Consider the following 20,932-nt stretch of genomic DNA (forward strand, 5'->3'; position numbering starts at 1 on the left):
GACTGAACAAGGAAACGCGCCATGGCCCTCGTCCCCTTCGCCGATATCGACAAACTTCCGCCCAAGGCGAAGGACTACTGGGACAAGCTGGCGGCGAAGCTGAACATCTTCCGCATGCTGGCCAACGCCGACACGATGATGGAACCGGCCCTGCGCTTCGGCGGGGCGATCCTCAGCAAGCAGGACCTCGGCGCCGACCTGCGCGAGCTGGTCATCCTGCTGGTCGCCGAGCTGGAAGGCGGCGAATACGAGTGGAACCAGCACGTGCCGATCGGCCTGCGATGCGGCTGCACCCGGCCGCAGATCGACGCCCTGGCGGCCCGGCGCCTGGATGACGCCAGCTTCAACGCGAAGGAAAAGGCGCTGCTGGCCTTCGCCGCCGAGGTGATCGAAAAGGTCAAATCCAGCGAAGAGACCCTGGCTGAGGCGCAGAAGCACTTCAGCCCCAAGGAGATCGTCGAGATCATCCTGACCTGCGGCTTCTACATGACCATGGCCCGGCTGACCGAGACGACCCGCACCGACATCGACCCGCCCGCCGGCAGCGTGGTTGTCGACGCACTGCGGCGGTAAGGCCCCCCGCCGGACTCCCCAAAAGGAGCCGGCGGTCCTATAGGACAGCCCGCGAGGCTGTCATTTTCCTGACGCAGGCAAGGATCAGCTTCGCGCCGGAAACCCCATGGCCGCCTATCGCGCACCGCAATCCCGCAAGCCTCACATCGAGAGGCATGCCCGACGCCAGACGCTGGCGGCGCGGGTGATCGGGTTTGTCCTGCTGTGGGGACTGGTGGGGCTGATGACGCTGGTGGCGGACCGGGCGATCCCCCGCGAGCACCTGCCGTGGAAGACACTCGAGGTGATCGATCCGGTCGGCGCCTCGACCCGGATCAAGGCGGCCCGCGCGGGAGACGACCCGGCGGCCTGCCGCGCGATCCTCGCCCAGGGCGGCATCGAGTATGTCGAAGTTCCCGCCACCGTCGGCCAGTGTGGACTGAGCGATACGGTCCGGTTGACCTCCGGCCTCGCACCGCTGTCTCCGACCGACGCCCCGCTGACCTGCAAGGAGGCGCTGGCCTTCAGCATCTGGGAGCGTCAGGTGGTCCAGACTGCGGCCTTCGACGAGCTGGGCCAGGCGGTGGTCGGCATCGATCACTACGGCAGCTATGCCTGCCGCCATCAGTACAATCGCACCGAAGGGCCGATCAGCGAGCACGCAACGGCCAACGCCATCGACGTCGCCGCATTCCGTCTGGCCGACGGCACGGTAATTTCCGTGGCCCGCGACTGGGGCGATCCGGGACCCAAAGGGCGCTTCCTGCACCGGGTTCGCGACGGCGGCTGCCGGATTTTCCTGACCACGCTCAGTCCCGACTACAACGTCGAGCACCACGACCATTTCCATCTGGACATGGGCGGCTGGCCGAAGTGCGGTTGAGCCGTTGCCTTCCCTTGGGGAGGCCGGGAGACCCTCGTCGAACGACAAGACGGCGCGGGGACAGACATGGCGGACTTCAGCAGCTTCGTGGGGCGGCCTGTCCCTGACTGGTATGCCGAGCCTCAGCTGGGGATCTTCATTCACTGGGGGATGGCCGCGATCCCCGCTTTCGCGCCGGCGGGGCGGTCGATCACCGATCTGTTCGTCAGCGACTACGAGCGGGCCTTCGTGCTGGGACCCTACGCGGAGTGGTACGACAACGCCCTGCGGGATCCCGACAGTCCGACCCGCGCCTATCACCAGGAACGCTGGGGCGATGCGCCCTATGCCAACTTCCGCGAGCCGTTCGAGGCCGCCGCGGCCGCTTTCGACGCCGACGCCTGGGCGGACCTGTTCAAGGCCGCGGGCGCGAAGTACGTGGTGTTCGTCACCAAGCACCATGACGGCTTCTGCCTCTGGCCGACCGGGGTCGACAACCCGAACCGGCCCGGCTGGCATTCGAAGCGTGATTTCGTCGGTGAACTGGGTGAGGCGGTCCGGGCCCGGGGCATGTGCTACGGCCTCTACTACTCCGGCGGCCTGGACTGGACGTTCCGGCCCAGCCTGATCCGCAACATGGGCGAGATGTTCGCCTGCGTCCCCACCGACGAGGCCTACAGCGCCTACGCCCTGGCCCAGGCCCGGGAGCTGATCGACCGTTACCGCCCCTCGGTCCTGTGGAACGACATCGCCTGGCCCAACGTCGAGGACCTGCCCGGCCTGTTCGAGCACTACTATGCCGTCGTGCCCGACGGGGTGATCAACGATCGCTGGATGGCGTCGAAGCCGCTGTTCGAGAGCCTGCGGGATCCGGCCAACTGCGCCGCGTTCAACGCCATGGTGAAGGCGCGGATCGCCGAGGTCGGGGTGCATGGCGGCAGCACCTCGACGCCGCCGCACTGCGACTTCCGCACGGTCGAATACACCACCGGCGACCACATGGTCGGCAAGGGCAAGTGGGAGTCCACCCGGGGGCTCGGTCTGGCTTTCGGCTACAACGCGGCCGAGGCGACCGACGACTACATGACCGGCCCGCAACTGCTCGACCTGTACCGGGAGGTGACGGCCGGCGGCGGCAACCTGCTGATCAACGTCGGCCCACGCGCAGACGCGACGATCCCGGAGATCCAGTCGGAAACGCTGCGGGCGCTGGGGCGGGCGTTGGGTTGAACTAGTGGTCGGCGTCGGCTGACCGCCCCGCGCTACAGGCGGCGAACGCCTGCTGGGTCATCGTCACCTTGGCGGAATCGGTAACCCCGGATCCCTGAATGAGGACCTGGGCTGCCTGCAAGCACTGTGCGGTGGCGGTAATCGTGGCGCTCCGCCTCAACCCGTCCGTCACATTCTGGGATGCCATGCCCGTAGAGAAGACTTTTCCGAGAGTCATGCTCGCCGTAACGGAGGGTGAGGACGAGCCTTCACCGGGTTTGGACGATGTGCTCCCGTTACCGCTTGTGGTGTTGTTGAAGCTGCCGAACACGGAGTAGGCGTCCTGACGAACGCTGGATCCCTGACGACGAAGGGACTCTTCCAGCGCGGCCACCAGGGTGTCGGCGTTCTTTCGCGCGTCGCTGGCTGCGGTCAGCTCCTGCTGTCGGGCCGCGAGCGTCGAGCGCAGGTTGGCAATAGCAGCCTGTGCGGCATCCCGTTTTGCTGTCAACGACGCTTCCGTCTCACCCTGAATCGAAGCTGGCGAGCCATCAGGATTCGCCGGCAAGGTGCGAACCACATCCAGCCTGGCCTGGAGCGCGAGGACTTGTTGATTTGCAGGGTCGCTGTCCAGAGCGATCCTGGCCTTGTCGACCTCCGACTGCGCCCTGGCCTCCGGCTTCAAAGCCTCCGAGGCGGCCTTACGGGCGGCTTCCAGGCGCTCTTCTCGAATGTCGCCGTCTGAGGAATTGTTGTCGCCTGCAGATATGACCGTAATCGGATTCAAGCCGTTGCAGCCGGTCGATCCTGCAGCCTTTGTACAGGGCTGCGAGACTGCCACGGGCACATAAGCCGTATCAGCGGCCTTGTACCCGATGTTGACGTCCACGCCTGGCGAGTCCGCGACCGTCGTAACAATCGAGAGGCCGCCCGATACCTTCGAGCTGTACACGAGCGGCGCCTGCGCAAGCGGCGCACAGGCGCTGGCGAGAAACGCGGCGGAACAGATGCTGAGGACCATTCTGGTCATGGCTTTTCCTTCGGGCTGATGTCGCAAATGTTGGTGGTCGTGACGCCCTGGGCTTTCAGGGCGGCGAAGAAGGCGTCGATTCCGGCCGAGGTCTCGGCGAACAGGACCACGCGGCACTGCTCGGGGTCATAGAAGTAGGCGGCGGTTTCCCGGGCGTAGCCGATGGTCACGCCGGTGGCGCCCGGCACCAGACCGGCGCCGCGCACCTGGTAAACCAGGACGCCGGCGCCCTTGCCGGGGCTGATCCTGACGACACCAAGGTGGCGCTCGACCCTGGGTTCGGGGCCTTCGATCCTGATCGTCGTGCAGCCGGTCGCGAGCGCGCAGGTTGCGACGAGCAGGCAGAATTGTGAACGCCGTCGAGTCACCAAGCCCCCAAGAGCAACCCAAGGTAGTCATCTCGTCATGGGGGATCGTTGGAGTCAAATGCAATCGGAGGGGGAATTGAGGCAATCGGGATATTGGCTTGTTCAGGCAGTCGCTTGACGCCACGACCCCTTCGCCTCAGGTTGCCCGGCAACTTCAAACAAGCGTTTAGGGGAGAGACGTCATGGCTGCCGAAGGCACCCTTTTCGACCTGACCGGCAAGGTCGCGATCATCACCGGCAGTTCGCGCGGCATCGGCAAGGCCATCGCCGAGCGCATGGCCCAGCACGGCGCCAAGGTGACCATCTCCTCGCGCAAGGCCGGCCCCTGTGACGAGGTCGCCGCCGAGATCAACGCGACCTACGGCGCGGGCACGGCCATCGCGGTTCCGGCCAACATCTCCTCGAAGGAAGACCTGCAGCGGCTGGTCGACGAGACGCGCACGGCGTTCGGCAAGGTCGACATCGTCGTCTGCAACGCCGCGTCCAACCCCTACTACGGCCCGCTCGCCGGTATCGCCGACGACCAGTTCCGCAAGATTCTCGACAACAACATCGTCTCCAACCACTGGCTGATCAGCATGGTCATCCCGGAGATGATCGAGCGGAAGGACGGGGCGGTGATCATCGTCTCCTCGATCGGCGGCCTGCGCGGCAGCCCAGTGATCGGCGCCTACAACATCTCGAAGGCGGCCGACTTCCAGCTGGCCCGCAACCTGGCCCACGAGTACGGCAAGCACGGCATCCGGGTGAACTGCATCGCGCCGGGCCTGATCAAGACCGACTTCGCCAAGGCCCTGTGGGACAATCCCGAGACCCTCAAGCGCTCGACCGAAACCGTGCCGCTGCGCCGCATCGGCGAGCCGGACGAGATCGCCGGCGCGGCGGTGTTCCTGGCTTCGGCGGCCGGCACCTTCATGACCGGCCAGGCCGTGGTGGTCGACGGCGGCGCGACGATCTAGGCGGTCAGGGCGGCGGCTTCGGCGAGGGTCAGCACCTCGGCCTCGTCGAACTTCGCCGCCCGCAGCTTGCGGACAAAGCTGAGATCCGACGTGACATACGGCAGGCCTTCCGCGGCGCTGAGCGCCAGGAAGAAGCAGTCGTACGCCGGGTGGTCGAACGCGATAGCCATCGCTCCGGCCTGGACCGACAGGCCCATCATGTCCTTCAGGGCGACCTCGCTCAGGGCCAGACCCTGACAGGCCAGAACCGCCTCGTCGGCGCTCAATTGGCCACGTCGCGCCAATTTCCAGAAGGCGTTGACGCATTCGGCGATCAACAGATGCGGCGCCACGAGTTGGTGTCGATCGCGCAGATCGAGGGCGGCGTCGGAATCGTCCTCGCTGACGAACCATTTGATCGCGACACTGGAGTCGACGACCAGACGGCTCATCGATCCTCGCGGCCCTCACGGATGAGCACTTCGGACGGCGTATGGTTGCGACCCGCCGTCGCAGTCCGAAGCCTGGCGGAGATCTCCTCGAAGCTTAGTCCTCGGGCGTCGTCCAGCGCACGCCTCAGGATGTCCCGATGCTCGGCTTCCACGGATCGGCCGTTCTCGGCGGCGCGGACCTTCAGGCGTTCGACGAGCTCATCGTCGAGGTTTCGGACGTGCAGGTTGGCCATGACGCGCACTTCTTGAAGGTTGCGATAATGATAGCAAATTCACGCCATAGACGCAATCCGCGCCGCCGCCAGCCGTTCTATCCCCGCGTCCAGCGTCTCGTCGCGCTTTGCGAAGCAGAGGCGGATGATGTGGGTTGGGGCGTCCTGTTCATAGAAGGCCGAGACCGGGATCGCCGCCACGCCGTGCTCCCTGACGGCGCGCAGGCAGAAGTCCCGGTCCCTCTCGGTCACGCCGGATGCCGCGAGATCGACATTGAGGAAATAGGTCGCGGCCGCAGGCAGGACGCTGAAGCCCTCGCGGGTCAGGCCGGCCGACAGCCTGTCCCGTGATGCCTGCAGCGCGCCAGGCATGGTCGCGAACCAGTCGGCGCAGTTGTCGAGGCCCCAGGCCACGGCCGCCTGCAACGGCGGCGGGGTGGTGAAGGTCAGGAACTGGTGCGCGCTGACCAGGGCCCTGGTCAGCGCCGGAGCGGCGCAGAGGAATCCGACCTTCCAGCCGGTCAGGGCGAACATCTTGCCCGCCGAGCCGATCTTCACCGTCCGCTCGCGCATGCCGGGGAAGCACATCATCGAGCGGAAGACACGGCCGTCGAAGACGATCTGCTCCCACACCTCGTCGCAGACGGCGATCGCGTCGTGCGCCACACAGTATTCCGCCAGCAGGGTCAACTCGGCGTCGGAGAAGATCACGGCCGCCGGGTTCACCGGGTTGTTCAGCACCACCATCCGCGTGTTCGGCGTGAAGACGCTGTCCAGCATCTCGCGGGTGATGCGCCAGTGCGGCGGTTCAAGCCGGGCGAGGCGGGGAACGCCGCCCGCGCGACGAACCATCGGGGTGTAGGCGTCGTACAGCGGCTGGAACAGCACGACCTCGTCGCCGGGCGAGATCAGGCTGAGGAAGGCGGCGGCCAGCGCCTCGGTGGCCCCGGAGGTGACCGTCACCTCGGTCTGCCAGTCGAGGTCCAGACCCTGAAAGCGGGCATAGTGATCGGCCGCCGCCCTGCGCAACTCAGGCAGACCGCGCATCGGCGGATACTGGTTGTAGCCGTTCAGCGCTTCCTCCGCCGCGCGACGACGCACCGCTTCCGGCCCCGGCTCGTCAGGAAATCCCTGGCCCAGGTTGATCGCGCCGGACTCGCGGGCGAGGCCGCTCATCACCTCGAAGATGGTCGTCGGCAGGTCGGCGTAGACGGGGTGGATCACGAGAGCCTCCTTGCGGGCGGAACCGGCCTTGCCCAAACTCATGCCATGCCCATCGTCGATTTCGAACCCCGTCACGCCGAGGCGTGGCGAACGCTGAACGAAGCCTGGATCACCCGGCACTTCGCCATCGAGCCCGCCGACGCCGAGGTGCTGGCCGATCCGGTCGGCAAGGTGATCGCCCCGGGAGGCCATATCTTCATGGCCGAAGACACGGTAGGCGACGCGATCGGCTGCGTAGGCCTCAAAGCCATGCCTGACGGCGGCTTCGAGGTGATCAAGATGACGGTCAGCGAGGTAGCGCGCGGGACAGGCCTCGGCCGCGATCTTATGCAGGCCTGTATCGAACGGGCCCGGGCGCTCGGCGCGCCCCGTCTGTACCTTGAAACGAACAGCGCGCTGGGGCCGGCCCTCGGTCTCTATCGCGCCATGGGCTTCACCGACCTGCAGGCGCAGGACACACCCTATTCGCGGTGCGACGTCTGGATGGCCCTGACGCTCTAGCCCGCCATGCTCTGCAGCATGGCGCCCATCTTCTGGTGCAGCAGGTTGATGGCCTTCAGCGGCCGCACCATCACCTTGAACCGGGTGATCTTGCCGGCGTCGTTCCAGTGGATGATGTCGACGCCGTTGATCCTGATGCCGTCGATCTCGGTGACGAACTCGAGCACCGCGCCGGTCGGCGAGAACCACTCGTGTTCATAGTGGAAGCTGTCGTTATTGAGCACGGCCGCCGCGCCGAGCAGGTACTTCATCGTGATTGGCCGCCCGGCCTGCGGCGTGTGGACGACCGGCGATTCGAACACGACGTCCTCGGCCAGCAGGTCCTTGAGCGTCGCCGCATCGAGCGTCTCCATGTAGGCATGCCATTGCTGGATCGGGGCGGGCGTCATCTGGAACCTCCGGTCTGGGTGCGATGCTTCTACCACAGAGGTGGTCGATCCGGCGAAACCGGGCTTGCCTCGCCCCGGATTTTTCGCTTTTAAGCCCCCGTGAAAAATCGCTGAAAGATCCTATGAGTCTGCTGAAGCAACCGACCTTCGCCGAGCGCCAACAGGCCGCGGCGGACGCCAAGAAGGCCATGCTGGCCAAGTTCAAGCCCAAGCCCGCCGTCGCCGATCCCAACTTTGTCCACCGCGAAGAGCGTCTGGCCGCTGAGCGCGAGGCGGCCCGCGCCGCCCGTGAACTGGCCAAGGAAGAGGCCCGCAAGGCGGCCGAAGCCAAGGCCGAACTTCAGCGTCAGGCCGAAGCCGCCGCCGCCGAAGAGCGCCGTCTCGCCCTGTTGAACGACGCCGACGCCCAGCTCGCCCTGAAGCGCGACGAGCGCAAGGCGCGCAAGGCCGAAGCCAAGGCCGAGGCCCGCGCCAAGCGCGAAGCCAAGCGCATGGGCCGCTGACCGCCTGACGGCGGACCCAGGATCGACGCCGCGCCGACGGGAGGCTAGGGGGAGATCATGACCTCTCCCGCCGATGCGATCCGGGCGCGCCGCAAGCTGACCAACCGGCTGATCGCCGCACATGACGCGGCGCGGCTGAAGCCGTTCTTCCATCCGGAGATGACGGTCATCGCCGGCGACGGCAGCCGCCTGACGGGCGCGGCCATGGTGCTTGAGGCCTTCGCCGCCCAGTTCATCGACCCGGCCTTCGTCACCTATGAGCGGACGACCGATACGGTCGAGCTCGACGCCGCCGGGGCGCGGGCCGCCGAGTCCGGGCGCTGGACGGCGCTCTGGCGCGGCCCGGACGGCGAGACGGTCCTGACCGGGACCTATCTCGCCGCCTGGCGCAAGGTCACCGGCCAGTGGGTCATCGAGTCAGAGCTGTTCGTGACGCTGTCCGGCGACTGACGGGAGCTACGGCTTCCAGTCGTTGCCCTTGTTCTTGGGCTTGAAGGTCTTCTTGGGGCCCTTGAACGAGGACTCAACGCCGGCCTTGAACGGCTTGGGCTTGCCGCCGGCCTTCGGGCCCTTGTAGTCGCCGCCGGTCTTGAAGGCGCCGCGGCTCGCGGGCGCCCCGTCGGGTTTCTTGAAGCCGGTGTCATTGCGCGGGCCGCCCTTGAAGTCGCGCGGCTTCTTGAACGGCGCCCGCTCGGGCGCGGCGCCCTCGGGCTGGTAGGGGGCCGACTCGCGCGGGCCGCGGCTGTCGCTGGCGCGGGGTTTCTTGAAGGCGGGACGGTCGGAGGTCGCTTCAGGACGGTAGGGCTTGGGCGCGGGCGCGGCGTCGCGCGGACGGTCGTATTCGCGGCGCGGCTTGACGGTGGCCGCGGGCGCGGCCCGCTCCTCACGGGGCGGGCGGGCCTTCCATTCGGGACGGTCGCCGGCGGGAGCAGGACGATCCTCACGCGGCGGGCGCGGCTTCCACTCGGGACGCTCAGCCGCGGGCGCGGCGTCGACGCGCGGGGCGCGATCTTTCCAGGCGGGACGCTCGGTGCGCTCGGGACGGTCACCGGACGGCGCCGGACGCTCGGCGCGAACCGGGCGCTCGCTGCGCTCAGGACGTTCCGTCCGCTCTGGACGATCGCCGCGCGGGGCGAAGTCGCGCTTCTTGGGGCCGAAGTCCTTCGACGTCGGCATGGTCGAGGGCGTGACCTTGATGTCCTCGGCCGCCGTCGCCTTGATCGCCTCGGCGAAGCGCGGGCTCATCTCCCCGGAGATCTGGAACTTGGTCTCGTTGTCGAAGATGCGGATCTGGCCGATGTCCTTCTTGGTCACGTGACCCAGACGGCAGATCAGCGGCAGGATCCACTTGGGATCGGCGTTCTTGCTGCGGCCGATCGACAGTCGGAACCACGACGCATCGGCGAACTCGCCGTGGTCGCGGGCCCCGCGCTCGCCGCCGTCGTCGAACTCGCGCGGCGCGCGCTCGGGGCGGCCGGCGCCGCGGTCGCCGCCGTCATACAGGTCTTCCGGTTCCGGCAGGCGGGCGCGGTACATGCGCACCAGCGCCGTGGCGATCTCCTCGGCCGTCTTGCCCTCCATCAGGGTGCGGGCGAGGGTCAGGTCCTCCTCCGACGGCGCCTCGGTCAGGGTCGGGTCGTTCAGCATACGGACGGTGTCGCCGGCGCGGATCTCCTCGGCGCTGGGTGGACCGCTCCAGACGGCCTCGACCCCGGCGTTGCCGATCAGCATCTCGGCCTTGCGGCGGCGGGTGTAGGGCACCAGCAGGACCGACACGCCCTTCTTGCCGGCCCGGCCGGTGCGGCCCGAGCGGTGCAGCAGGGCGGCCTTGTTGACCGGCAGGTCGGCGTGGATCACCAGGCCGAGGTCCGGCAGGTCGAGGCCCCGCGCGGCCACGTCGGTGGCGACGCAGACCCGGGCGCGGCGGTCGCGCAGGGACTGCAGGGCGTCGTTGCGCTCCCGCTGGCCCATCTCGCCCGACAGGCCGACGACCTCGAAGCCGCGCTCGCGCAGGCTGGAGTGCAGGTGGCGCACGGCGTCACGGGTGGCGCAGAACACCAGGGCGCCGCCGGCGTCGAAGTGGCGCAGCACATTGACCACCGCATGCTCGATCTCGTTCGGCGCGATGCGGATGGCGCGATACTCGATGTCGCCGTGCGGGGCATTGCGCGTCGTCGTGTCGATGCGCACCGCGTCGCGCTGGAAGGTCTTCGCCAGGGTGGCGATGTCCTTGGCGATGGTCGCCGAGAACAGCAGCGTCCGGCGCTCGGCCGGCGTCGCCTCGAGGATGAACTCCAGGTCCTCGCGGAAGCCCAGGTCGAGCATCTCGTCGGCTTCGTCGAGCACGGCGACCTTCAGCGACGCCAGGTCGAGGTGGCCGCGCTCGAGGTGATCGCGCAGGCGGCCGGGCGTGCCGACGACGATGTGGCAGCCGCGGTTCAGCGTGCGCTGCTCGCTGCGGGCGTCCATGCCGCCGACGCAGGAGACGACGATCGCGCCGGTCTTCGCATAGAGCCAGGTCAGCTCGCGGCTGACCTGCAGGGCCAGTTCGCGGGTCGGGGCGATGATCAGGGCCAGCGGCGCGCCGTACTGGCCGAAGCGCTCTTCCTCGCCCAGCAGCGTCGGCGCCATGGCCATGCCGAAGGCGACGGTCTTGCCCGAGCCGGTCTGGGCCGACACCAGCAGGTCGCGCCCCTCGGCGTCGGCCTCCAGCACGGCCAGCTGCACGGGGGTGGGCTCGAGATAGCCCTGATCGACAAGCGCGCGATCAATCGCGGGGTTCACGGAAGGAAAGGTCATCGGTCGTCCTGACGGTGCGAAAACGCGTCGGACGCCCATGTCTCGCGCCTGCGAGGGGCTGGTTCAGCGTTTCGGAGTAGGTGAAGGCGGGCTCATACAGCGAAACCTGTGGAAAAGCCACCCCGGCGGCGATCTACGGCGATCCTCCCCGGAGCGCAGCGAGGGGGAGGTGGCCTGCGGAGCAGGCCGGAGGGGGCGGCGCCGGCTTGGCAGGATCGGGCGCTTCAAGCGATGCGACGTGAGTCGCCTGTGCGGCCCCCTCCCCGCGGGCGGTGGAGAGGGATCCCCTTCGATCTCATGCAGGCCAGCCTGCCGGACGAGCCGGGTTGGTCAAGGGCGCTTCGCGTCGCCGGAGGCGATGGCCCGCAGGGCCACCCTTGAGCAACCCGGCTCGTCCGGCGATCGTCTCGGCAAGAGATGAAGGGGGTGGTGGGGGTTGAGGCTTATTTGGGTCTCCTCCAGGAAGCTAGGCCAGCTGCATTCTCGGTCCGGTCCGTAGACTTTCGTCGCCCGCGATCATGTTGCGCACCAAAGAAAAGTCACCTGTCGCGGAGATCACCCTGCGCTCGGCGTGAATCACCTGAAGCGAATTGTAGTAGTCCATATTCTCGGGACTGCTCATCAGGGGGCGTTGGTCCCGGATTGCCTCGATGTCCGCTCGCAGCCGTTCGAGCCGCACCCTTAGGTCAGCATGCATCTCTCGAATCTTGTCGGCCTCCTGTCCCACTCCTAGCAGCGCGACTGGGGCAGTTTTGCGGTAGCTCTCTTCCGACTGCTTCAGCCCGTGTTCCAGAAACGTCAGCAGCGTCGGGCACCAGAATGCCACAGCGAGGTGTGGGGCGAGGGGCAAGTAGATTTCAATGCCTGCTGATTTGAGGCCGAGATTTCCTCTGATCCCCATCTCGTTCTGGTTGGATTTAACAACTGGGCTGTCGCCAAGCAGGAATGTGGTTCCGGGTGCTGCTCCGACCAACAGCATTACTTTGTCTGCGAAGCTCTCTGTGAAACTAGGAAGGTTCTCCTGAACTAGCTTCATGGCCGTCAGTTTGATCATTCCCGGATCATCACCACCTCGCAGCTGGGGGATATCCTCGGGATCGTGACCCATCGAGCGGACGCGCTCACGCATCTTCTCCCCAATGTCGATCATATTGTACCGCGTGCTCGGCCCACGCACCTGCTGGAGCGCGACAAAAGCCATGACCTTGACGCGATCTTCCAGCGTTAGCCACGCCAACGACCGGCTCTCCCTAATCCGTTTGAAGACGGGGGCTGCCTGGTCCTCGATCTTCCCGAGGCCTTCTTCCATGCAGACGATGTATCTGCCGTCCTCGTAACGGTTGAAGTCGCGCTCATGGAGGACGTTTTCTGGTGCGGTCCGGAAGGTTCGATCTTCTTGTTTGTCGAAGACATAGACTTGGTCGAATTTTCCCCGACCAGCCGTGGCAAACGCGCTCTGCAACATGCAGGGCACGTAGTGCTGTCCTCTTGTTTTAGAGGGGCCGTCCGTCATTGCCTTATCTCGAAGCAACTCGCTTGCGAACAATATATGAACACCCGATTGCGCTCGCCAGCTAGATCGGATTGCGGGCTTCAGGATGGAGTGCAAGAAGCGGGCAAGCGACGGTCGATAGCGGACGCCGCGTGTTCCAGGAGTGCGAGAGCGGGATCATGGCCCCGAGCGACGCGGCGGTGGGACTGATCGGGGTGCTCAATCGGCATTCCGGAGGAGGTGGAGGTAATGAGGGCGATGATGTCTGGGGCATAGTGACCCCTGCCCCATTGGGACCGATATCCGCGAAATGAGCGGGTGTGCCCCGTCTTCGGTATTCGCCGTTTTTGGTGCCTACGCTCGGATCAGAAGTCCCGAGGAGCCTGATCGACTCCAAACAAACGCCAGAAGCCATCGATGAGCGGCTGCAAGCTCTCCGGCCCGAGCGCGTCATCGACGACCTCGCCTAGGTAGGCCGGGTCTTGCCACGCTGCATCCGTGTAGTAACTGGCGTCTATGACGACGCGGTATTCGCGTATGCCGGTCAACGTCACCATCGCGACCCACGGCCCCTCAATGCCTAAACTTCTCAGGCGCGCTACCGCACTGCGCGCCGCTCCGATTACCTGTTCGTCAAAATACTTGCGCCAGATGATCTTTTGCCCGTCCTGCGTTCGCCCGATCGCCCAGGCGAAATCCACATAGCCACGCCGGTGATTGACCGACCATGTGCGCACCGCCTTGCTGTCTGGGTCGATCGGCGAGTGGACGACTAGGCCGTCCAGGCCGATCACCATGTGTATCCCGCCACTGACACGCGGTGGCAGAACCGCCGTCTCGCGCGTCACGCGGATATCGCGCGCCTCACGCAGAACCGACAGGGGAGCGACGGTTAGAACCGCGGCCGGCGCTTCGTCCAAGCGGCAAGGCATGTCCTTCCCGATTGTCGCCTCGACGGCCCGACAATGAAGATCCCGAATCTTGCGCGGCATTTCATCCGAAGCCGCAAACGCCTGCCGCAGCTCGCCGGTGCTCAATTCGTAGTTTCCCCGACTGTTCCGGCCAAAGAAGCGGCTACTCTTGTTGTATGTGACGCGATGGGGAGCGACAGCGCTACTGCCCACGCGCATCACGAGGACCACATTTCCGCTCGCTAGTGTGATCGTCCGCACCCAGAACTGGGGAATGCGCGGATCGACACAGTTTCGTAGCTGATCCTCGATCCGCAGCAGATCGCTGTCCAAGGCTGCGGCAGATATGCCGACGATCTCGGCGGCAATACCGTTGCCGTCCTCCCGCACCCCGATGACAATATCCCCGCCATCGGTGTTGGCGAATGCGGTCACGTCAGCGAGGAAGTCCTTAACGGCCCTTTCGCCGGTACCCGGAAAGGTCAGTTTAAAGTCCAAGCTGCGGCCTTCAGACCGGCCATAGTTCACCAGGGCTTCGAGGTCGGCGACGCTGATCTGGTCGAGTGGCTTGTCAATCATGTCGTCGGTTATCACGGGGACAGCGGCGGCTGAAAAGGGGCGCTTGTGAAAAGGGAGACACGCCCCACTCTAACTTGGCCGATTCAGCGATCCATTGTCCCCGCCCCCAAACGCAAAAGGCGGGCCGCCCTTCAGCGTCCCGCCTTCAATCGCCGGCCTCTCGGCCGCTGCATCATAAGGGACAGACACCGCAGGTGTCTGTCCCGCTGAGCGCTACTCGTCCTTGACGCGCCGCTTCCGGAAGCTCGGGTTCAGGACCTTCTTCCGCAGGCGGATGTTCTTGGGGGTCACCTCGACCAGTTCGTCTTCCTGGATGTAGGCGATGGCCTGTTCCAGGGTCGGGCGGCGCGGCGGGGTCAGGCGGATGGCTTCGTCCTTGCCGCTGGCGCGGACGTTGGTCAGCTGCTTGGCCTTCATCGGGTTGACGTCGAGATCGTCCGTGCGGGCGTTCTCGCCGATGATCATGCCTTCATAGGTCTTCTCGCCGCCGCCGACGAACATCGTGCCGCGATCCTCGAGGTTCCACAGGGCGTAGGCCGCCGTTTCGCCGTCGGAGTTGGAGATCAGCACGCCCTTGCGCTGCTGGTCGATGGGACCCTTGTAGGCCTCGTAGTGGCTGAACACGCGGTTCAGCACGCCCGAGCCGCGGGTGTCGGTGAGGAACTCGCCCTGGTAGCCGATCAGCGAGCGCGAGGGGGCCAGCAGCTGGATGCGGGTCTTGCCGCCGCCCGAGGGGCCCATGTCCTTCAGCTCGGCCTTCCGGGCGCTGAGCTTCTCGATGACGATGCCGCTGAACTCGTCATCGACGTCGATCTGGATGTCTTCCATCGGCTCGAGGCGGGCGCCGGTTTCCGGGTCGGTCTGGAACACCACGCGCGGACGGCTGATGGAGACCTCGAAGCCTTCGCGGCGCATGCTTTCGATCAGCACGCCCAGCTGCAGTTCGCCGCGACCGGCGACTTCATAGGCGTCGCGTTCGGCGGTCTCGCTGACCTTGATGGCGACGTTGCTCTCGGCTTCCTTCAGCAGGCGGTCGCGGATCACGCGGCTCTGCACCTTGTCGCCTTCACGGCCGGCGAGGGGGCTGTCGTTGACCGAGACGGTCATGGAGATGGTCGGCGGATCGATCGGCTGGGCCGGCAGGGCCTCGGTGACGTCCATGGCGCACAGGGTGTCGGCCACGGTCGCCTTGCTGAGGCCGGCGATGGCGATGATGTCGCCCGCCTCGGTGGCCTCTTCGACCGGCTGGCGCTTCAGGCCGCGGAAGGCCAGCACCTTGGTGATGCGGCCGCGCTCGATTTCCTTGCCGTCGCGCGACAGGGCCTTGATGGCCATGCCGGGGACGGCCTTGCCGGATTCGATGCGGCCGGTCAGCAGGCGGCCGAGGAACGGATCGCTTTCGATCAGCACCGAGAGCATCTGGAACGGCTCGTCCTTGCGGGCCTCGGCCTTGGGGCTCGGCACGTGCTTGACGATCAGGTCGAACAGCGGGCCCAGGTTGTCGTTGGGCTTGTTCATGTCCATCGTCGCCCAGCCCTGCTTGCCGCTGGCGTAGATGTGCGGGAAGTCGAGCTGCTCGTCCGTGGCGCCCATGATGGCGAACAGGTCGAAGGCGTCGTTGAGGATCCGGTCGGGATCGGCGTGCGGCCGGTCGACCTTGTTGAGGCAGACGATGGGCTTCAGGCCCATCTTCAGCGCCTTGCCGAGCACGAACTTGGTCTGCGGCATGACGCCTTCCTCGGCGTCGACGAGCAGCACGCAGCCGTCCACCATGCCCAGGATGCGCTCGACCTCACCGCCGAAGTCGGCGTGGCCGGGGGTGTCGATGATGTTGATGCGGGTGTCGCCCGCCTCGCCGTGCCACAGCACCGAGGTGCACTTGGCCAGAATGGTGATCCCGCGCTCGCGCTCCTGGTCGTTGGAGTCCATGGCGCGTTCGGTCTGCGCCTCGTTGGCGCGGAAAACGCCGGACTGGGCCAGCAGTTGGTCAACCAGGGTGGTCTTGCCATGGTCGACGTGGGCGATGATGGCGATATTTCGCAGGGACATGAGACGACTTTTTCGGAAACGGACGGGCGGGAGCGGGAGGCGCGCGCTTGTACGCGAGCCGGCCGGGTTTAGCCACCCCGGGGGGATGACGCGGATCGGGGCGCCGTCAAACGGCTGTTTTTATTCGTCAAAGCGTGAATTCAGGCGGCGACTGCCTGGGCATTGTGCATCGCACAATGACACTGGTTTGGCAAGAATGCCCCAACGGCATAGGGTTTTCCGAATGTCGGCCACAGAATTTCTCGGGTCCGACGCATGTTTTGTTCTTGTCTTTTGTGCGCCGCACACTAACTTGGAGGTGTGAGGCGGCTTTGCCCCTCTGCCCTTCCTGGGCGTTTCCTCCCTAATGAACTGCGGCGACTTCGGTCGCCGCTTTTTTTTGGCCTGCGGTCCGGGCCGCTCAGGCGGATCGCAAGGTCGGCCAGGATTGCGCCAGCACGGCGGCCAGTTTGCCGATGTCGGCCGTCAGCGTCGCGAGCCCCGCGGTCGGCTCCAGCGTCTTTTCATCCAGATAGAGCGCCCGGCTGATCTCGATCTGCAGGGCGTGGGTTCGGCTGGCCGGGCGGCCGTAGTGCTCGGTGGTGTAGCCGCCCGCGTAGGGGGCGTTGCGCGCCACGTGGTAGCCCATCCCTTCCAGTTCCCGCTCGACCAGATCCGTCAGCTTGCGGGTGCAGGACGCGCCGAAGCGGTCGCCGAGGACAATGTCGCAGCCCTTGCCGTGCCGGGCGGTGACGGCCGTGCGCGCGGCGGCCTCCGGCATCGAGTGCCAGTCGATCAGCACGGCCATGCCGTGCGCGGACCGGGCTCTGGCCAGCAGGCGGTCCAGCGCGTCGTGGTAGGGCCTGTGGGTCCCTTCGACCCGGGCCCGGGCCTCGGCGAAGGTCAGCTTGCGGGCATAGATCTCGCGGCCTTCCGCGGCCAGCCGGGCGATCGCCCCCAGACCCGCCGCGACACGCGCCGACCGCCCCCGGGCGTACTCGGGCAGGTCGTCGCTGAACATCGCCGCGTCCAGCTCCCAGGGCGCGCGGTTGAGATCCATCCAGGCGCGGCCGTAGCGGGCCGTTATGACGGCCGCCCCGACATCGCTGGACGGCGCGATCATCGCATCAACGAACGCGTCCTCCGACCGGCGCAGGGCCTCCGCGCCGACCGCCGCCGCCTCGAGCATCTCCCGGGGGTAGTACCGGCCGGAGTGGGGCGAGGCGAACACCAGCGGCGTCAGCGGCGGATCGGCGGCCACCAGGGTGAAGGCCGCGTCATCCGCCTCCAACCCGTCCCGTCCGGAAATCTCGCGCCGCATGTCCATCACGGTGAATGATCGGCGCCGGACGGGGCCGGGTCAAAGCCTTTCGCCACTCACCTCGCGCGCGAGCTTCATCGCGCCTTTACGCCTGACAGGTTAGCATGCGTTTCTGTCGCAAGTTTCCCGGGGGCCCGTTTTCAGACCATGCCACGCATTCTCCTGGCCGAAGACGACGATTCGCTGCGCAACTTCCTGGCGCGGGCGCTGGAACGCGCCGGTTATGAAGTCACCGCCTGCGCCGATGGCGAAGAAGCCGCCGCCGTCCTTGACCAGGACTGGGACCTGCTGCTGACCGACATCGTCATGCCCGGCATGGACGGCATCGAGGTGGCCCGCCACGCCGCCGCCCGGCACCCCGGCCTGCGCATCATGTTCATCACCGGTTTCGCCGCCGTGGCCCTGACCGCCGGCGAGCGCGCCCCGGCCGGCGCCAAGGTGCTCAGCAAGCCCGTCCACCTGCGCGACATCGTCACCGAGGTCGAACGGATGATGGCGGCCTGAAGCCGCTCTGACCGGTTGCGCGGCGCTCAAAGCATCGCTATACCGCCGGCCTCCCCGGTAAGGACGCGTAGCTCAGCGGGAGAGCACCTCGTTGACATCGAGGGGGTCACTGGTTCAATCCCAGTCGTGTCCACCACCCTTCGCCCTGCGGGCTTCGGGTGGCAAGCCGGAACCTCCCCATTCAGTGCAAGATGCCACGCCGAAACTCCGGCGAAGGCGGGCGGTTGATCAACGCCCTTCAAATCTTGGCGACCGCTTCTCGCGGAACGCCGCGATGCCTTCGCGCACGTCGGCGCTCGGGTTGGCGATCATCACCGCGTGCTGGGCGTCGATCAGCGAGTCCTCGAGGCTGATCTGGCCGGCCCGGACCATCATGGTCTTGCTGAGCCGGACAGCCAGGGGCGCGCGGGTCGCGAGGGCCTCGGCGAAATCGAGGGTCCGGGTTTCCAGCGCCTCGTCCGCCACGACCTCGGTCACCAGCCCCAGTCCGGCCGCCGTCGCCGCGTCATAGACTTCGCTCAGCAGGGTCATCTTCAGCGCGCGATCGAGACCCATGAGGCGCGGGAACAGCCAGGCGCCGCCCTCGTCGGGCAGCAGACCGACCTTGTTGCTGGTGTCGCCCAGCTTCGCGCTCGCCGCCGCCAGCCGGAAGTCGCAGGCGCAGGCCAGGGCCAGTCCGCCGGCGACCGCGTAGCCTCGGATCATGGCGATCGACGGCTTGTCCAGAACGCGCAGGGCCAGCACCACCGCCTGCATGCCCTCGCGCATCTCACGGCCATGGCCCATCGGCGCGGCGGCCACGGCGGCGGAATGGGCCGGTTCGCTGCCCGAGATGTCGCCGCCGGTGCAGAAGGCCCGGTCGCCCGAGCCGGTCAGGATCAGCGCCCTCAGCGCATCGTCATCGCGGAAGGCGGCGATCGCGGTCTGCAACTCCTGGGTCATGCCGAAGCTGTAGGCGTTCATCGCCTGCGGCCGATTGAGGATGATCCGCGCGACGCCGGGCGCCGGACGGTCGCAGATCAGGGTCCCGAACGCGGATTCTCCGAACGCACTGGCCGTCATCGCCTCGACTCCCGTCTCGCCTGCGGTAGGCTCCCGGCAACAAGAAAACCGGGAGGCCGCCATGAGCTATCAGGACATTCTCTATCAGGTCGAGGACGGTGTCGCCGTCGTGACTCTGAACCGGCCTGACCGGCTCAACGCCTGGACGGGCCAGATGCATACCGAGGTCAAGGCGGCCATGCGGCTTGCGACCGACGATCCCGCGGTCAAGGTCATCGTTCTGACCGGCGCCGGGCGCGGCTTCTGCGCCGGCGCGGACATGAACGGCCTGCAGCAGATCGGGACGGGTGAGCGCGAGGCGGTCGTCGACGGTCACTTCGACCCGGACGCGGCCGAGGACTTCCGCAAGACCTATTCCTACTTTCCCAGTGTGCCCAAGCCGATCATCGGGGCCATCAACGGCGCCTGCGCGGGGCTGGGCATGGTCATGGCGCTCTATACCGACATCCGTTTCGCGTCGGACAAGGCGGTCTTCACGACCGCCTTCTCGCGCCGGGGCCTGATCGCCGAGCACGGCGTCAGCTGGCTGCTGCCGCGGCTGGTCGGGTTCGCCCATGCCGCCGACCTGCTGTTCTCGGCGCGTCGTGTCACGGCGCAGGAGGCGGAGCGGATCGGACTGGTCAATCGCGTGATCGAGGCCGACCGCTTCATGGACGAGGTGATGTCCTACGCCCGCATGCTGGCGACCGAGGTCTCGCCGCGTTCGATGCGGGTGATGAAGCAGGAGATCTGGGCGGCGCAGTTCCAGAGCCTGGGTGATGCGATCGAGACAGCCAACGGCGACATGACCGAGAGCTTCGCCTCGGCGGACTTCAAGGAAGGCGTGGCCCACTTCGTCGAGAAGCGGGCGCCGGCCTTCACCGGGCTTTAGCCGGACGCGGGCCTGTTTCGCCGCCGCTCGAGCAGGCCCGCGACGCCGCCCCACAGGACGCAGACCAGCACCATGTAGCTCCAGATCATGTAGGCGGTGATCGCGGCCTTGGGCCAGATGCGGTGATCGAGGATCATGGCGAAATGGCTGGCCATGGTGAGGGTCTGGAACGCGGCGACACCGCCCAGCCACGGCTGGCGTCCCCGGATGGCCATGACCACGAAGGTGATCATCAGAACGGTGTCGAACACCAGCTGGGCATAGTCCGGGTTTTTGAACGAACGATCCTGAACCGCCGCGGAAGCGATCCAGGTGACGAACACGACCAGGGCCACGACCTTCTGCGATCGCCCCCCCGCCCACGCCGTGAAGGCGCAGATCAGCGCCATGACAAGCGCGCCGATCTGGGAGGCTGGAGTCAGAAACATGGCCGGAACGCACCTCGCGGATCGTTCCGGCCATTTCATCTCAATTCAGCAGATGACGTAAGAGGCTCAGGCCGCGGTGCGGCCACCCGCCACGGTCCGCAGACGGCCCTCGATCGGCGGGACGTTTTCGTCGGGCTTGTCATCGCCGCCGAGGGCGACGGCGCCCAAGCCGATGCTGTGCTGCACGCCGGACAGCTCGCGGTGGGTTTCGACGATGCCCCGACGGGCTTCGATGAGGGCGGCGATGGTCTGGCTGGACCGGTCGAACACGCCCTGGCCGACGATCGCGGACAGGCGGGCCTCGATGCGCGCCGTCGGCAGCATGGCGGTAAGTGTTGCGACCGCAGAGAGGGCGCCGTCGATAGCGGCTTCGGCGGCGAACAGCTGGTCAGCGACCTGATGACCCAGAATCTTGCGCTTCATGACAAACTCCTCCCGTCCGCGCCGAGGTGTCGGCGCGGCGGATGCGATGATGATTTTCGAAAGTGTGGGACCTTTGGTCCCGGCTATCTGTTCCAGCCGGACATGCTCTGCTGGATCACGTACGAGAACTCGTGGCTCGCGATGATCACCGCGCTGAGCAGAAGGGCGGCCAGGATGGCGGCGCCCCCGATGAGCGCCAGACGGCGAAGGGGGGCTAGGTGTCGTTTCCAAGAAGGTTGTTCACACGCTGCCATGGTGTGAGGCCGTTGATGCC

The 20,932-nt window shown here is 66.6% G+C and carries 24 protein-coding genes and 1 tRNA gene; 10 read left to right on the plus strand and 15 right to left on the minus strand.

Annotated elements, in window-relative coordinates; all coding sequences use genetic code 11:
* Positions 1 to 21 precede the first annotated feature (21 nt).
* The 3 genes from ACODSL_RS16875 to ACODSL_RS16885 all read left to right on the plus strand — a co-directional run bounded on the left by ACODSL_RS16875 (position 22) and on the right by ACODSL_RS16885 (position 2,644).
* The gene (locus tag ACODSL_RS16875; RefSeq protein WP_488901886.1) at positions 22 to 573 is read left to right on the plus strand and encodes a carboxymuconolactone decarboxylase family protein; all 552 of its coding nucleotides are present in this window, start codon (positions 22 to 24) and stop codon (positions 571 to 573) included.
* Between the two features lie 106 nt (positions 574 to 679).
* Positions 680 to 1,435 (plus strand): extensin-like domain-containing protein, encoded by a 756-nt coding sequence (locus tag ACODSL_RS16880; protein ID WP_488901887.1) that lies wholly within the window; start codon positions 680 to 682, stop codon positions 1,433 to 1,435.
* Between the two features lie 66 nt (positions 1,436 to 1,501).
* The gene (locus ACODSL_RS16885) at positions 1,502 to 2,644 is read left to right on the plus strand and encodes an alpha-L-fucosidase (protein ID WP_488901888.1); all 1,143 of its coding nucleotides are present in this window, start codon (positions 1,502 to 1,504) and stop codon (positions 2,642 to 2,644) included.
* Between the two features lies 1 nt (position 2,645).
* On the opposite strand, the gene ACODSL_RS16890 is transcribed toward ACODSL_RS16885, so the two are convergent.
* Positions 2,646 to 3,653 carry a hypothetical protein gene (locus ACODSL_RS16890; RefSeq protein WP_488901889.1) on the minus strand — a complete coding sequence of 336 codons (1,008 nt, stop codon included), beginning with the start codon at positions 3,651 to 3,653 and terminating at the stop codon, positions 2,646 to 2,648.
* On the minus strand, positions 3,650 to 4,021 hold the full coding sequence (locus tag ACODSL_RS16895) for a hypothetical protein (RefSeq protein ID WP_488901890.1): 372 nt from the start codon (positions 4,019 to 4,021) through the stop codon (positions 3,650 to 3,652). The genes ACODSL_RS16890 and ACODSL_RS16895 overlap by 4 nt, the downstream gene beginning before the upstream one ends.
* Positions 4,022 to 4,203: 182 nt before the next feature.
* On the opposite strand from ACODSL_RS16895, the gene ACODSL_RS16900 reads away from it, so the two are divergent.
* A complete protein-coding gene (locus tag ACODSL_RS16900; RefSeq protein WP_488901891.1) occupies positions 4,204 to 4,980 on the plus strand; it encodes an SDR family oxidoreductase in 777 nt (258 codons plus the stop codon).
* Here ACODSL_RS16900 and ACODSL_RS16905 read toward each other — a convergent pair.
* From ACODSL_RS16905 to ACODSL_RS16915, 3 genes are read right to left on the minus strand one after another with little or no spacing between them, the layout of a single operon-like run.
* On the minus strand, positions 4,977 to 5,411 hold the full coding sequence (locus ACODSL_RS16905) for a type II toxin-antitoxin system VapC family toxin (protein WP_488901892.1): 435 nt from the start codon (positions 5,409 to 5,411) through the stop codon (positions 4,977 to 4,979). The genes ACODSL_RS16900 and ACODSL_RS16905 overlap by 4 nt on opposite strands.
* A complete protein-coding gene (locus tag ACODSL_RS16910) occupies positions 5,408 to 5,644 on the minus strand; it encodes a FitA-like ribbon-helix-helix domain-containing protein (protein WP_488901893.1) in 237 nt (78 codons plus the stop codon). The genes ACODSL_RS16905 and ACODSL_RS16910 overlap by 4 nt, the downstream gene beginning before the upstream one ends.
* A gap of 39 nt (positions 5,645 to 5,683) precedes the next feature.
* On the minus strand, positions 5,684 to 6,847 hold the full coding sequence (locus ACODSL_RS16915) for an aminotransferase (protein WP_488901912.1): 1,164 nt from the start codon (positions 6,845 to 6,847) through the stop codon (positions 5,684 to 5,686).
* 45 nt (positions 6,848 to 6,892) lie between these two features.
* On the opposite strand from ACODSL_RS16915, the gene ACODSL_RS16920 reads away from it, so the two are divergent.
* Entirely contained in the window at positions 6,893 to 7,348 is a 456-nt protein-coding gene (locus ACODSL_RS16920) for a GNAT family N-acetyltransferase (RefSeq protein ID WP_488901894.1), read from the plus strand.
* Here the strand turns inward: ACODSL_RS16920 and ACODSL_RS16925 are convergent.
* Positions 7,345 to 7,737 (minus strand): nuclear transport factor 2 family protein, encoded by a 393-nt coding sequence (locus ACODSL_RS16925; protein ID WP_488901895.1) that lies wholly within the window; start codon positions 7,735 to 7,737, stop codon positions 7,345 to 7,347. The two genes, ACODSL_RS16920 and ACODSL_RS16925, sit on opposite strands and share 4 nt — an antisense overlap.
* 122 nt (positions 7,738 to 7,859) lie before the next feature.
* Between ACODSL_RS16925 and ACODSL_RS16930 the strand changes: the two genes are divergently transcribed.
* Together ACODSL_RS16930 and ACODSL_RS16935 are read left to right on the plus strand one after the other, a co-directional pair.
* Positions 7,860 to 8,240 carry a DUF6481 family protein gene (locus ACODSL_RS16930; RefSeq protein WP_488901896.1) on the plus strand — a complete coding sequence of 127 codons (381 nt, stop codon included), beginning with the start codon at positions 7,860 to 7,862 and terminating at the stop codon, positions 8,238 to 8,240.
* 57 nt (positions 8,241 to 8,297) lie between these two features.
* Positions 8,298 to 8,690, plus strand: coding sequence for a nuclear transport factor 2 family protein (locus ACODSL_RS16935; protein WP_488901897.1), 393 nt, complete (start codon positions 8,298 to 8,300; stop codon positions 8,688 to 8,690).
* Positions 8,691 to 8,696: 6 nt separating this feature from the next.
* Here ACODSL_RS16935 and ACODSL_RS16940 read toward each other — a convergent pair whose 3' ends face one another.
* From ACODSL_RS16940 to ACODSL_RS16960, 5 genes are all read right to left on the minus strand, one after another.
* Complete coding sequence (locus ACODSL_RS16940) at positions 8,697 to 11,039, minus strand: DEAD/DEAH box helicase (protein WP_488901898.1); 2,343 nt, start codon at positions 11,037 to 11,039, stop codon at positions 8,697 to 8,699.
* Between the two features lie 466 nt (positions 11,040 to 11,505).
* Positions 11,506 to 12,552 carry a DUF4238 domain-containing protein gene (locus ACODSL_RS16945; RefSeq protein WP_488901899.1) on the minus strand — a complete coding sequence of 349 codons (1,047 nt, stop codon included), beginning with the start codon at positions 12,550 to 12,552 and terminating at the stop codon, positions 11,506 to 11,508.
* Between the two features lie 344 nt (positions 12,553 to 12,896).
* Positions 12,897 to 14,021 (minus strand): AlbA family DNA-binding domain-containing protein, encoded by a 1,125-nt coding sequence (locus ACODSL_RS16950; RefSeq protein ID WP_488901900.1) that lies wholly within the window; start codon positions 14,019 to 14,021, stop codon positions 12,897 to 12,899.
* A gap of 213 nt (positions 14,022 to 14,234) precedes the next feature.
* Positions 14,235 to 16,070, minus strand: coding sequence for a translational GTPase TypA (typA, locus tag ACODSL_RS16955; protein WP_488901901.1), 1,836 nt, complete (start codon positions 16,068 to 16,070; stop codon positions 14,235 to 14,237).
* A gap of 400 nt (positions 16,071 to 16,470) precedes the next feature.
* Positions 16,471 to 17,370 carry an N-formylglutamate amidohydrolase gene (locus ACODSL_RS16960; protein WP_488901902.1) on the minus strand — a complete coding sequence of 300 codons (900 nt, stop codon included), beginning with the start codon at positions 17,368 to 17,370 and terminating at the stop codon, positions 16,471 to 16,473.
* A gap of 147 nt (positions 17,371 to 17,517) precedes the next feature.
* On the opposite strand from ACODSL_RS16960, the gene cpdR reads away from it, so the two are divergent.
* The gene (gene cpdR, locus ACODSL_RS16965; RefSeq protein WP_488901903.1) at positions 17,518 to 17,874 is read left to right on the plus strand and encodes a cell cycle two-component system response regulator CpdR; all 357 of its coding nucleotides are present in this window, start codon (positions 17,518 to 17,520) and stop codon (positions 17,872 to 17,874) included.
* Between the two features lie 61 nt (positions 17,875 to 17,935).
* Positions 17,936 to 18,010: transfer RNA gene (locus ACODSL_RS16970), tRNA-Val, on the plus strand.
* Positions 18,011 to 18,102: 92 nt separating this feature from the next.
* Here the strand turns inward: ACODSL_RS16970 and ACODSL_RS16975 are convergent.
* On the minus strand, positions 18,103 to 18,936 hold the full coding sequence (locus ACODSL_RS16975) for an enoyl-CoA hydratase/isomerase family protein (RefSeq protein WP_488901904.1): 834 nt from the start codon (positions 18,934 to 18,936) through the stop codon (positions 18,103 to 18,105).
* A gap of 61 nt (positions 18,937 to 18,997) precedes the next feature.
* Here ACODSL_RS16975 and ACODSL_RS16980 point away from each other — a divergent pair, with 61 nt between their 5' ends.
* Positions 18,998 to 19,807, plus strand: a complete 810-nt coding sequence (locus ACODSL_RS16980; protein ID WP_488901905.1) for an enoyl-CoA hydratase — start codon at positions 18,998 to 19,000, stop codon at positions 19,805 to 19,807.
* On the opposite strand, the gene ACODSL_RS16985 is transcribed toward ACODSL_RS16980, so the two are convergent.
* The 3 genes from ACODSL_RS16985 to ACODSL_RS16995 form a co-directional block, all read right to left on the minus strand.
* Positions 19,804 to 20,235 carry a hypothetical protein gene (locus ACODSL_RS16985; RefSeq protein ID WP_488901906.1) on the minus strand — a complete coding sequence of 144 codons (432 nt, stop codon included), beginning with the start codon at positions 20,233 to 20,235 and terminating at the stop codon, positions 19,804 to 19,806. The two genes, ACODSL_RS16980 and ACODSL_RS16985, sit on opposite strands and share 4 nt — an antisense overlap.
* Positions 20,236 to 20,301: 66 nt before the next feature.
* Positions 20,302 to 20,658, minus strand: coding sequence for a hypothetical protein (locus ACODSL_RS16990; protein ID WP_488901907.1), 357 nt, complete (start codon positions 20,656 to 20,658; stop codon positions 20,302 to 20,304).
* 83 nt (positions 20,659 to 20,741) lie between these two features.
* Positions 20,742 to 20,932 (minus strand): hypothetical protein (locus tag ACODSL_RS16995; protein ID WP_488901908.1); only part of this gene is annotated, 191 nt, incomplete at its 5' end.

Source organism: Caulobacter sp. FG121, assembly GCF_057809815.1.